3 protein-coding genes are annotated in these 2,683 nt (G+C 36.2%); 1 reads left to right on the top strand and 2 read right to left on the bottom strand.

The features are described from left to right. Positions 1 to 35: 35 nt before the first annotated feature. Positions 36 to 1,043, bottom strand: a complete 1,008-nt coding sequence (locus E1176_RS02665; protein WP_155209033.1) for an acyl-CoA reductase — start codon at positions 1,041 to 1,043, stop codon at positions 36 to 38. A gap of 106 nt (positions 1,044 to 1,149) precedes the next feature. On the opposite strand from E1176_RS02665, the gene E1176_RS02660 reads away from it, so the two are divergent. Continuing rightward, a complete protein-coding gene (locus E1176_RS02660) occupies positions 1,150 to 1,497 on the top strand; it encodes a 4Fe-4S dicluster domain-containing protein (protein WP_155209032.1) in 348 nt (115 codons plus the stop codon). Between the two features lie 31 nt (positions 1,498 to 1,528). Here the strand turns inward: E1176_RS02660 and E1176_RS02655 are convergent, their stop codons facing one another. Then, the gene (locus E1176_RS02655) at positions 1,529 to 2,434 is read right to left on the bottom strand and encodes a DUF58 domain-containing protein (RefSeq protein WP_155209031.1); all 906 of its coding nucleotides are present in this window, start codon (positions 2,432 to 2,434) and stop codon (positions 1,529 to 1,531) included. Positions 2,435 to 2,683: the final 249 nt, after the last annotated feature.

The raw sequence follows: 2,683 nt of genomic DNA, 5'->3' as shown, positions 1-2,683 counted from the left end.
ATCGCTTCGGTTTTTTTGTTAGTATCTATCTGCAGTTACAGCGCTGTCAAAAACTTCATTGTATCAACTCCATCAGCGTAATCATCTACTTCTGGTAGCTGAGCTTTACCAAACGGTTTACTTCCTGGCCATACGCCATCTTTAGAAACAATGCACTGAATTTTATCTTTTTGCTCTGTAAGACTTTCCTTTAATTCCTGGCCGTTTTTGTATTCTTTATAAAACAATACAGATATTGGTGAAACAAGCGCAGAATCAGGCTTTAATATTAAAAATCCATTATCAAGATGGTGGTCTTTATTTACTAAGTAGATTGACTTATTATAGTCGTAATTGTTAGCGTATTTATGATGGTGCTTCACTTCATTAAATCCTTCTATAGATTCAAAAAACTTGGTGAAATCATAATTCTCAGGTACATATAGTTTTGATACATTTCTACACCCTAAGCCAAAGTACTTGAATATATCATTTCCTAATGCTTCCAAGTCACTTTCTGATGACTCATTGTCGAGAATGGCGCATGAGGTTCTGTTTTTTCTGATGATGTGAGGATATTTAGAAAAGTAGTATTCGAAATACCTGGATGAATTGTCACTTCCAGTAGCAATGATGCCGTCAATACCTTTTAACTGATCCGCTATATGAATATAGTCTGACATGGCTGGGTTGATAGCAATGAGCTTGTCGATCACATAATGCATAAGTGATGAGTCTTTACTACTCAACTTAGGCTTTAGCTTATTACCACTTATAATGACGCATAATAGATCATGAAAGCCAACTAAAGGGATATTTCCTGCCATAACCACACCAATCGTTTTCTGTTGATCTTTCACGTCATACTGCGCTACCCAATCAGACAAAACAGATGCATCCAGAAATTTTGCAATCCCCTCGATCGAAGCCTTTACATTGTCTGCGGTAAACCAGGGGTTTTCTGAAGCCGCTCGTAGTTGTAATTGTTCGATTTCTTCTGCACTTAAATTTTTTAGGTGACTACCTAATTTAGCAAATGTGTCTATTCTTTCTTTTATTGTCATTTTTATCAAACCTTTAAGGTATTCTTTCTGTTTGAAAGCATGAAGATACTTTCTATTTTTGCAAAGTTTCAAAATAATTGATTACAACAAATAAACAGAGCTAGAAATGGCAATAATGATAACAGACGAATGCATCAACTGTGGTGCATGCGAACCGGAGTGTCCCAATACCGCTATCTATGAAGGTGGCATAGAGTGGACATGGAGCGGTGGTACTGACCTTGATGAAGTTGAAATGGAAGATGGAGTCGTAGTAGATGGTAAAGAACATCAGGAGCCGGTTTCAGATGAGTTCTATTACATCGTTTCAGGTAAGTGTACAGAATGTATGGGATTTCATGAAGAACCGCAGTGTGCGGCTGTATGCCCCGTTGACTGCTGTGTACCAGATCCGGATTATGAAGAAACAGAAGAGGAGCTTCTGGCTAAACAAGCCTGGATGCATCACGAATAAAATTGAAGGTGTCTGATTTAGACACCTTTTTTTATTTCATCTTAGACCGTTTCACCAGGTAGGCATACAAAATATCGTTATAGTCCTGGCTAATGTCTGCCTCTATAAAATCAATTTTTAATTGGGCACATCGCAATTTCAAGTCTTTATAGTATTTTGCAATAGCTTCTTTGTAAGTGCTCTTTACATCACCTGGTTGTAATTTTAGCTTTTGACCTGTCTCCAGATCGATAAATTCATAGGGTCGATCTTCAAAATCAAAATCATACTCTGTTTTCTTATCAGATACATGAAATAATAAAACTTCATGCTTATTATGCTTAAGGTGCTGTAGAGCCTTGAAAATCTCATCAAGCTCTTTGGTATTATCCATCATATCACTAAAAATCACAATCAAGGAACGTATATGATTTTTTTCAGCGATCTCATGTAAAATCGAAGCTACTTGCGTTTTTTTATTTACACCTTCACTTTCTATAACCTGTTGTAAGGCAATCAATATTTTGTTGAGGTGAGAGCTGGTCGATTTGATTTGTGTAGTGAGTTCTATTTCTTCTGCAAAAGTCGTAAGACCTACTGCATCACGCTGTTTTTGCAGCAAATGGGCAACAGCAGCACTGGCCAAAACGCTAAACTTTAGTTTTCCCTTGTTTTTTTCGGGGTAACGCATAGAAGAGGATGTGTCTAGCACAATCTGGCACCTGAGATTTGTCTCTTCTTCATACCGTTTAGTATATAACCTATCGGTTTTGGCATATACTTTCCAGTCGATGTGCCGGGTGCTTTCACCCGTATTATATAACCGATGCTCTGCAAACTCTACAGAGAAACCATGATATGGTGATTTATGCAATCCCGTAATGAAGCCCTCTACCAGTTGTCGGGCTAGAAAATCTATATGACCAAGGTCTTTTACTTCGTTGAGGTCAATTTTCATTAAAATAAAGTTAGGGTACTTATTTAGAGGTATAAGTTACTATTCAATTAAGTACTATGGTACACATAAATCTTTGTGCAAGCAAAAAATGAAGGTTACTAACGCCAACAGTTGAAAAATGTTTTAATATTAACCTTGATACTTTGCATTGAATGTAATTATTATACTATATTTAAAACTGATTTTACTAAATAATAAGCCATTTATTAATTAAACTATTTGGATTGTGGAAGAGAATAATAATAATGA

This window comes from Fulvivirga aurantia, assembly GCF_009711475.1.
Lineage (GTDB): Bacteria > Bacteroidota > Bacteroidia > Cytophagales > Cyclobacteriaceae > Fulvivirga > Fulvivirga aurantia.
Note: the sequence above shows the minus strand (reverse complement) of the source record. Positions and strands in the feature narration are given on the sequence as shown.